The 8,150-nt window shown below is 66.1% G+C and carries 7 protein-coding genes; 4 read left to right on the forward strand and 3 right to left on the reverse strand.

The window, feature by feature from the left end; genetic code table 11:
- Position 1: 1 nt before the first annotated feature.
- The 3 genes from IEW19_RS16265 to IEW19_RS16275 all read left to right on the forward strand — a co-directional run bounded on the left by IEW19_RS16265 (position 2) and on the right by IEW19_RS16275 (position 5,283).
- Positions 2–673: a class I SAM-dependent methyltransferase gene (locus IEW19_RS16265; RefSeq protein ID WP_229748522.1), complete on the forward strand. Its 672-nt coding sequence runs from the start codon at positions 2–4 to the stop codon at positions 671–673.
- 87 nt (positions 674–760) lie between these two features.
- A complete protein-coding gene (mgtA, locus tag IEW19_RS16270; RefSeq protein ID WP_188572638.1) occupies positions 761–3,481 on the forward strand; it encodes a magnesium-translocating P-type ATPase in 2,721 nt (906 codons plus the stop codon).
- A 122-nt stretch (positions 3,482–3,603) separates the two neighbouring features.
- Positions 3,604–5,283 carry a GAF domain-containing sensor histidine kinase gene (locus IEW19_RS16275; RefSeq protein WP_188572639.1) on the forward strand — a complete coding sequence of 560 codons (1,680 nt, stop codon included), beginning with the start codon at positions 3,604–3,606 and terminating at the stop codon, positions 5,281–5,283.
- A gap of 3 nt (positions 5,284–5,286) precedes the next feature.
- Here IEW19_RS16275 and IEW19_RS16280 read toward each other — a convergent pair whose 3' ends face one another.
- The 3 genes from IEW19_RS16280 to IEW19_RS16290 form a co-directional block, all read right to left on the reverse strand.
- Positions 5,287–5,973: a response regulator transcription factor gene (locus tag IEW19_RS16280; protein WP_188572640.1), complete on the reverse strand. Its 687-nt coding sequence runs from the start codon at positions 5,971–5,973 to the stop codon at positions 5,287–5,289.
- A gap of 90 nt (positions 5,974–6,063) precedes the next feature.
- Entirely contained in the window at positions 6,064–6,396 is a 333-nt protein-coding gene (locus IEW19_RS16285) for a hypothetical protein (protein WP_229748523.1), read from the reverse strand.
- Between the two features lie 14 nt (positions 6,397–6,410).
- A complete protein-coding gene (locus tag IEW19_RS16290) occupies positions 6,411–6,950 on the reverse strand; it encodes a hypothetical protein (protein ID WP_188572641.1) in 540 nt (179 codons plus the stop codon).
- Positions 6,951–7,278: 328 nt separating this feature from the next.
- Here IEW19_RS16290 and IEW19_RS16295 point away from each other — a divergent pair, with 328 nt between their 5' ends.
- Positions 7,279–7,980: a hypothetical protein gene (locus IEW19_RS16295; protein WP_188572642.1), complete on the forward strand. Its 702-nt coding sequence runs from the start codon at positions 7,279–7,281 to the stop codon at positions 7,978–7,980.
- Positions 7,981–8,150 lie beyond the last annotated feature (170 nt).

Here is an 8,150-nt window from a genome sequence, read left to right on the forward strand (position 1 = left end):
TATGCAGCCAGCAGCCCAGGGAGGCAACGGGATGGACGGCCTCCAGCACCCGCTTTTCGCCAGGGGCTTTGCCCGTGCAGTGGGCGGCATGGACAAACGCGGGGCCGCGGAGCACCGCCGCCGCATCCTGGCCGGGTTGCAGGGAACCGTCATCGAGATCGGCGCGGGGGCAGGATCGTCCTTCGCGCTCTACCCCTCCACGGTCACCCATGTCCTCGCCCTGGAACCCGACGACTATCTGCGACGCGTGGCGCAGCAAGCCGCTGCGTCCGCCAGCGTCCCGGTGACCGTTGTTGCCGCGGCCGCAGAGCACATCCCCCCGGGGACCGGGAGCGCCGACGCCGTGGTGGCCAGCCTTGTCCTCTGCAGCGTCAAGGACCAGGCCGCCGTGCTTACGGAGATCCGCCGCGTCCTGCACCCGGGCGGAACCCTGGCGTACTACGAACACGTCCGGTCGGAGCACCCGTTTGTGGCCAGGGCGGAAGACGTGCTGACCCCGGTCTGGGGCCGGTTCATGGGCGGATGCCACATCAACCGGGACACGCTGGCTGCCGTCACTGCGGCAGGATTCGGTGTCCAGGACAACAACCGCTTCGGCTTCGCCGTGCAGCGGTTGAACCCTCCCATCGCGCACATCCTGGGCAGCGCCACAAGCCCGGGCCCGCCGGGTTGAGGGCGGCATGCAGGCGACTGTCAGACCGGCGTCGTACCCTAGTGGCAACGGGAACATTCCAGTCCAACGTGTCCGAACGGATCCGGTATGACAGACCTGAACGTCCGGGAGCGAAGCTCCCTCCAACTGCCGATCACGGACGCCGCGAACCTGACGGGCGAGCAAACGCTGGCACGCCTGGGGTCCGGCGTGGGCGGCCTGAGCGGGGAGGAAGCGGACGCCCGCCTGGAGCAGCTGGGCCCTAACGCCGTCCGCACGCACCGCGCCAACGCCTGGGCGGTCCTGGGGCGGCAGTTTGCCAGCCCCATCCTCATCCTCCTGATCGTCACCGCCGGGTTGTCCCTGTTCCTTGGCGACGCCACCAATTCAATCGTCATCGGCGTGATCCTGCTGGCCAGTGTGGGGCTCGGCTTCGCCAATGAATACCGCGCCGAGCTGGCCTCCGAAGCACTGCATTCCCGCGTCACCCATAAGGCTGCGGTCCAGCGCGACGGAACCACCAGGGAAGTGGACGTCACCGCCCTGGTGCCCGGCGACGTCGTCCACCTCTCCCTGGGCGCCATCGTCCCGGCGGACATCCGCCTACTCACCAGCAACAACCTCCTCTGCGACGAAAGCATCCTCACGGGAGAGTCCCAGCCCGCCGCCAAGGACCCGGCCCCCGTTCCCGCCGGCGCCTCCCTTGCGGACCTTGCCTCCTGTGTGTTCATGGGCACCGTGATCCAGTCCGGCGGCTGCAGCGGCGTGGTGGTGGCCACGGGCGGCCGCGCGGAATTCGGCCGGATCGCGCTGGGCCTGGGCGAACGGCAGCCGCAGACCGAGTTCCAGCTGGGCCTCAAACGGTTCTCGTTCCTGTTGCTGCAGGTGGCCGTCGTGCTGACCTCGCTGATCTTTGTCGCCAACCTGCTGCTGCAGCGGCCCCTGCTGGAATCGCTGCTGTTCTCCCTTGCCATCGCGGTGGGCATCACGCCGCAGCTGCTGCCCGCCGTCGTGAGCACCAGCCTGGCCACCGGGACCCGCCAACTGGCCAAGCAGAAGGTCCTGGTCAAGCGGCTGGTGTGCATCGAGGACCTGGGGGACATGGACATCCTGGTCACGGACAAGACCGGCACCCTCACCGAGGGAAAGATCAGTTTCACCCATGCGGTCCCGGCCAGGGATGGAATGTCCGACGACGGCCTGCTCACCCTGGGCCTGCTGGCCACCGAGGCGAACTATGAGGGAGCGAAGGTTTCCTCCGCGGGGCAGAACCCGCTGGATGCCGCGCTCTGGGAGAGCCCGGGCGCGACCGGCTTCGAACCGGCCCGCTACGAACGGCTGGACCTGATCGGGTTCGACCACCAGCGGCGCCGCACCACCGTGCTGGTCCGTGAGGCGGGCGGTCCCGCCTTCCTGGTCACCAAGGGCGCACCGGAGGATGTCCTGGCCCTGTGCGGCCCCATCCCGCCAGCGGTGCAGGCCCGGCTGGATGAACAGTTCGACGCCGGCGCCCGGGTGGTTGCCGTCGCCACCCGCCCGGCCCCCGGGCTCGGCCGGCTGACCGCGGACCATGAGTACGGCCTCACCCTTGCCGGCTTCCTGGTGTTCCTGGACCGGCCCAAGGCCAACGCCCGCCAGTCACTGGACCGGCTGGAGGCACTGGGCATCTCCGTGAAACTCGCCACCGGGGACAACGCCAAGGTGGCGGAGAAGGTCTGCGCAGACCTGGACGTGATTTCCGGCGGCACGCTCACGGGCGCGGAGGTTGAGGGAATGTCCGACGCCGAACTTGCCGCCGCCGCGCGCACGGCCACCATCTTCGCCCGCGTCTCGCCGGAGCAAAAGGCGCGCATCATCACCCTCCTCCGGCAAAGCGGCGGGGCGGTGGGCTTCATGGGTGACGGCGTCAACGACGCCCTGGCCCTGCACAAGGCGGACATCGGCATCTCCGTCGATACCGCAACGGACGTTGCCAAGGACGCTGCCGACGTCGTCCTCCTGGACAAGGACCTCGGCGTCCTGGCCGACGGCGTGATGGAGGGCCGGCGGATTTTCGCCAACACCATCAAGTACGTGCTGATGGGCACGTCCAGCAACTTCGGCAACATGTTCAGCGCCGCCACCGCCTCCGTGGTGCTCAGTTTCCTGCCCATGCTGCCCGGCCAGATCCTGCTGAACAACCTGCTCTACGATTCCGGGCAGCTGGCCATCCCGGGCGACCGCGTGGACCCGGAACAGCTGCGGGCGCCATCACACTGGAACATCGCGTTCATCCGCCGGTTCATGCTGCTTTTCGGGCCGATCAGTTCGCTGTTCGACTTCGCCACCTTCGCCCTGATGCTGTTTGTGTTCACTGCAACGCCGGGGGAGTTCCGGGCCGGCTGGTTCATCGAATCCATCGCCACGCAGACGCTGATCATCTTTGCCATCCGTACCCGGCGCGTCCCGTTCCTGCGCAGCCGGCCGTCCACGGGCCTGCTCGCAGCCTCCCTGGGAGTGGTGGCTGTGGGGGTGTTCCTGCCGCTCTCGCCCCTGGCCGGTGTGCTGGGCTTCGACCCCCTTCCGGTGCCGTTCTTCCTTGCACTGCTGGTCATGGTGGTGGTGTACCTGGTGCTGGTGGAACTCGCCAAGCAGTGGTTCTTCGCCCGTGACGCCCAGCAATTGCCGGCCGCCCCGACGCCCGTACAGCGCCGGCACGCCACCCACCACATCTCCAGGCGGGCGTACCGGTTCAGCATTCCCTTCAGGGCGCCGCAGCTGAAGATCGCTGCGGCAAAGGGACGCTCAATCAGGCGGCGGCGTGCGCGGCGGGGGAGGCCTCTTGCGTAACGTTTAGCCCATACAGCAGGTTGGGTTGTTAGCATGGTGGTAGAGACGCTGGGGGCTTTCAAATATCGTATCCGGGGTGATGCAGCCCGCCGTGGATTGCGTTCAATTTCGGAGCGTTTTTCATGTGGCGTGAACCAATTAGGCGGCGGACCCGCGAGCTTCTGCGGGAGTTCGTAGAGCGGGCGGATGATCTTGTCCGGGCACAGGAACATGTTGAGGGGCTGCTCGGCGCAGTAGTGTCCATGACAGAGGACCTGACCCTGGAAGCAGTGCTGGACCGGCTGGTCCAGTCGGCGTGCGAATTTGTGGGGGCACGCTACGGGGCGTTGGGTGTCATCGGGGATGACCAGCAGCTCAGCCACTTCATCACGGTGGGCATCGATCAGGAAGGCGCCCGGGTCATCGGCGACCTGCCCACCGGCCATGGCGTGCTTGGACAGCTGATCCGCGAACCCAAACCGTTGCGTCTCCATGACCTGGGTGAACATCCCATCGCGGTTGGGTTCCCCGCCAACCACCCACCCATGAGCACCTTCCTGGGCGTTCCGGTCCGGGTCCGTAACGAAGTCTTCGGAAACCTGTACCTCACGGAAAAAATTGGTGACCAGGATTTCACGGCTGAGGACGAAGACCTGGCTGTTGCCTTGGCGGCAGCCGCCGGTGTGGCCATCCAGAACGCGAAATTGTTCGATGACAGCAAGCGCCGCCAGCGATGGCTGGAAGCGGGTATGGAGGTCAGTGACCGCCTGAAGGACCAGCCACGGTCCGATACCGAGAACCTGGACATGATCGCCGAACGGGCCCTGAACGCCTCCGCTTCAGTGCTGTCGCTGATTGCGTCGGCAAGTACGGACGGAACCATAAGGTGCAGGACCCTGGTGGGCGCGCAGTCAATGCCCGGCGGACAGGAACTACCTGCTGCTGCCGTCTTGTCCGAGGTGCTCGAGTCGGGGGAGTCCAAAGCCCTGGCTGACCCGCTCCAGGTATTCGATCCGACGTCGGCCGAGAAACTGGGGCCGGTCCTGGTGGCCGCCCTGGGCAGCAACAGTGACGGCCACCGCGACAGCGTATTGATCCTGGCCAGGGCTCCCGGTGGATCCCGGTATACGGAGGTGGACGTTGAACAGAGCGCAGTGTTCGCATCCCGGATAGGCCTGACGCTGGACCTGCTCAAGGCGAACCAACTGCGCGAAGAGCACGCCTTGTTCATCGACCGCGAACGGATTGCAGCCGACCTGCACGACCTGGTGATCCAGCGGCTCTTCGCCGCGGGGCTGAGCATCCAGGGACTGCGCCGCTACACCTCGGACCCGCCTGCCCATGAGCGCCGCATCGCTGGGATCACGTCTGAGCTGGATGACTGCATCCACCAGCTCCGGGACACCATCTACTCCCTCCAGGCCAGGGAGCCCGACCAGGAACTCCTGAGCGGCCGCGTGCTGCGCGCTGTCCAGGAAGCTGCCACCGCGGCCGGGTTCCTCCCCAGGATCCAGCTCTCCGGACCCGTCGATGACGCTGTGAGCGATGAGGTTGCCGAACAGTTGCTGCGGGTGCTTCACGAAAGCGTCAGCAACGCCGTCAGGCATTCCGGATCGGAGGACATCTCCATCGTCCTTGCCGCCCAGGACGGCGAGGTGGTCCTGACGGTCAGCGACAACGGGCGTGGATTCAAGGATCCTGCACGCGTCAGCGGGTTGAACAACATGAAGAACCGGGCTGCCCGCCTGGGCGGCAGCTGTATCGTCGACAGTGCCCTGGGGGAAGGTACCAGCGTGATTTGGACGGCGCCCACTGCCGGCTGACTTTCAGTGCAGCAGTTCCCATGCGCGGGGGATCGGGACGGGGATCAGCTGGCTCCGCCGCCGGAAGCCCAACTTCTGGAGCACGGAGGACACGCAGGCGGTAACGGCGGCATCAGGCAGCGCCATCTCCTGCCCGATCTGCCGGTTTGTCTTCCCGCGCGCCATGAGGGCAAGCACGTTCCGCTCCGTCCCGGTCATGGCTCTCAGCCAGGGTGCGGAGGCAGTAGCGTAAAGGCTTTCGGCCACCCTTTCCCTGATTCCGGGTCCAATTGGTGGAATGCCGGCCACGGTGCTGCGAATGCAGTTGATGAGTGCGTCGTGGTCTCCGATCCGCTTGAGTACATACCCTGAGGCGCCTGCCAGGACCGCAGCCCGGACGGCGTGTTGTTCATCAAGGCTGGTAAGGATCAGGCATCCCACCTCCGGGGCGGTGGAGCGGAGTTCCCGGCACACCTCAATGCCCGTACCATCCGGCAGCCTGTCGTCGAGGACCGCGATGTCCGGCTGCAGGATGTGGACAAGGCGGATGGCTTCTACCGCCGATCCGCTTTCGCCAACAATGTCGAATCCAACATGTTCGAGCAGGTCGCCGAGACCTTGCCGGACCATTTTGTGGTCGTTGAGGATGAAGACCCGGATGGGGAGGACCGGAGACCGAAACTCCTCGGCGGGTGCTGCTGGTGTATCCATAAATATGCTCTCGTCGGTTCGACGCCCTCCCCAGCTGCCCTCTCCCTGCAGCCGCCCCTTCGGAAAGAACCTGAGTAATTCATCTTGCACCTACGGCCACTCGATTCCCAGCGCTGTGCCGGAAGACGCCGGAATCTCCCGCGTGACATTACAGACGGAGCACGTGGTGCTGTGATCCGGCCCCTTCACCCACTGATGGGACTCCTCCAGCCGGTACTCGTACCGGCCCCCAAGCTGCTGGAGCTGGTTCAAGGCCACACTCGCAGCCTCCCATGAACTCCAGCGGCCCACCACCCCTCCGTTGTCCTTGGAGATGACGTTGCACCCGCCATCGCCAAGCTCGACGGCGATATCGTCGCCGTTTGGCGGTTCAGCGCCGCTGTGTAGCGCTTTGTATTCGTCCGCGGTGGCCGTGTTCCTCATCGCCCCATCCCGATTCAGGCAGCCTTCCGCTGCGGGTGGGAGAGGAAGAGCTCCAGCGACTGAAGCGTGGTCACCGCATCCTGGAAGGCAGGGTTGCGGTGCGGGTGCAGGCGGTGCAGGAGACCTCCGTTGTACTGGAGTCGGCGCCGGGCGGTGCTGACGGTGCGGCCGGCGTAGTCAAGGTCGCCCGGATGGCGTGGAAGGGCCTGGGTCATGCACTGAATTGAGGCCAGGGCGACGGCCAGGACGTTGGCGTCCATCTGCTGGCCCGCGGCACGGTGCCGCCGCAGCTGCGAGGCGAACCCGTCCCAAATTTCGCGTGCGGCCGTCCGCGCCACCTCTGTCCGTGCTTCGTTTGCTGACAGTCCCCGATCCAGGAACTCCCTGTGAAGGCAGTCAAAGCGCGCGGCAAGCTCCTCGGCTTGCTTCCCGCATTCATCCGCGGACGACTGTGCCGGGGTGAAATTGGAAGGATGAAGGAGCATCGCCCTTCGGCGCGCTGCTTCGGCCTGCGACAGCGGAGCGGGACGGAGCGTGCGGATATCAGCGGACATGCCGGTCCTTTCAAAATCCAGCCAGCCTGCAGGGTGCGCCTGCACACCGGCAGGCATCCTATGACGGTGCCTCCGGCGGAATATGACTGGGGTTCGTGTGGAAAGCCGCTCCGGCCTCGCAATGTGAGGACCCGGACGGCGCCTTAAACAAGAATGCCAATCATCGCGGCCCCGCTATAGGGCTGAAAGTCCCTTCATGAATAACGGCGCCCGCACGCGGCCCGGGTGGAGGGCGGGGCCTTTATGCCCTGTTTCCGGTTCCGGACCCGCCCTAGCCTGAAATCAGCAGGGCGGTTTACCGCCGCCTGCCGGACCCGGGAGGCACACGGTGAAATCGGCAAACGGAAGCGTCATCGCAGGAGTTGTCCTCATTTCGCTGGGCGTGCTGTTGCTGCTGGACCGGCTTGGCGTCATGGATACAGCGGCCTTCGTCGCACCGCTGATCTTCGCGGCCGTGGGCGTTCTGTTCCTCTCCCTCTTTGTCCGGCGCAGGGAGAACTGGTGGGCGGCCATCCCCGGGTCCGTGTTCCTGGGCCTGGCCGCGGTCATCACCACCACCGAGCTCACGGAAGGCGCCTGGGGTGCAGCCTTCCTGTTCCTGTTCATGGGTGCTGGGTTCGCCGCTGTGTTCCTGCGTGAACCCGGCAACTGGTGGTCCCTGATCCCGTCCGGCGTCATGTTTACGTTGGCGGTCATCGTGGCCCTCCCGCCGGAGCTGCAGGGCGCGCCCACCGCCGCGGTCCTCTTCCTGGGCCTGGCGGCCACCTTTGGTGTGCTTTCCCTGATACCTGTCCGCATTGATGAGGCAGCCGATCACCCCGCCCGGATGAAGTGGCCCTTGATCCCGGCAGGGATCCTCGCGGTGATGGGACTGATCTTCGTCCTCCAGGCCACGGCGGTGCTCATCCCCGTGGACTTCGCCTTCCCTGCCGTCATGATCCTGGCAGGGCTTGCCTTGATGGTCTACGCCTACGTCACGCACCGAGACGGACGGCAGAAGGCGCACGGCCCCGGAACCCGCGCAGGCTGAGCTGGCCCACTCCCGCGAAGTGGCAGATCGCCGCAGTCCCGGACGGGCAAAGTCAACTAGTCAGTGCAACGCAGGGGTTTAGGCCGCTGTTTGCAGCAGCAGCTGGTTCAGCCGGTTGGCTGGGGTCTCGAGGTTCAGGGTGGGCCGGGGACGGCGGTTGAGTTTCGCGG

It is taken from the genome of Arthrobacter liuii, assembly GCF_014639275.1.
Taxonomy (GTDB): Bacteria; Actinomycetota; Actinomycetes; order Actinomycetales; family Micrococcaceae; genus Arthrobacter; species Arthrobacter liuii.

What these genes read in the sequence shown, in the direction of transcription:
- IEW19_RS16280 (WP_188572640.1), bottom strand. Translation starts at nt 5,973, where the DNA reads ATGGATACACCAGCAGCACCCGCCGAGGAGTTTCGGTCTCCGGTCCTC.
- mgtA (WP_188572638.1), top strand. Translation starts at nt 761, where the DNA reads ATGACAGACCTGAACGTCCGGGAGCGAAGCTCCCTCCAACTGCCGATC.
- IEW19_RS16285 (WP_229748523.1), bottom strand. Translation starts at nt 6,396, where the DNA reads ATGAGGAACACGGCCACCGCGGACGAATACAAAGCGCTACACAGCGGC.
- IEW19_RS16275 (WP_188572639.1), top strand. Translation starts at nt 3,604, where the DNA reads ATGTGGCGTGAACCAATTAGGCGGCGGACCCGCGAGCTTCTGCGGGAG.
- IEW19_RS16290 (WP_188572641.1), bottom strand. Translation starts at nt 6,950, where the DNA reads ATGTCCGCTGATATCCGCACGCTCCGTCCCGCTCCGCTGTCGCAGGCC.
- IEW19_RS16265 (WP_229748522.1), top strand. Translation starts at nt 2, where the DNA reads ATGCAGCCAGCAGCCCAGGGAGGCAACGGGATGGACGGCCTCCAGCAC.